Here is a 389-nt window from a genome sequence, read left to right as displayed (position 1 = left end):
GAGAAAAGAGGGGGGAGGAAGAGAAGGGAAGAAGAAGGGAGGGAAAAGGAAAAAGGAGAGCAAGAAAGGGGAGAGGAAGAGGGAAGAGAGAGAGGGGGGGCAAGGGGGAAAGAAGAGAAGGAGGGAGGAGGAGGGAGAGGGAGGGAAGAGGAGGGGAAAAAGAGAAAAGGGGGAAGGGAGGGGGAGGAAGAGAAAAGGAAGGAGAAAGAAAGAGGAAGGGAGGGAAAGGAGGAGAGAGAAGAGAAAGGAAAGGGAGGAAAGGGGGGGAAAAAGGAAGAGAAGGGGAGAAAGAAAGAAAAGGGGGGGAAAGAAAGGAAGAAGAAAGAAGGAAAAAGAAGGGAAAAGGGAGAAGGGGAGGGGAAGGGAAGAGAAAGGGGGAGAGAGGAAGG

At 52.4% G+C, this 389-nt stretch carries 1 protein-coding gene; it reads left to right on the top strand.

The window, feature by feature from the left end; all coding sequences use genetic code 11:
• On the top strand, positions 1–389 hold a 389-nt coding region (locus KH400_RS29965; protein ID WP_217228262.1), incomplete at both ends, for a hypothetical protein.

This window comes from Desertibacillus haloalkaliphilus (assembly GCF_019039105.1).
GTDB lineage: Bacteria > Bacillota > Bacilli > Bacillales > KJ1-10-99 > Desertibacillus > Desertibacillus haloalkaliphilus.
This window is presented reverse-complemented; position numbering and strand designations above follow the sequence as displayed.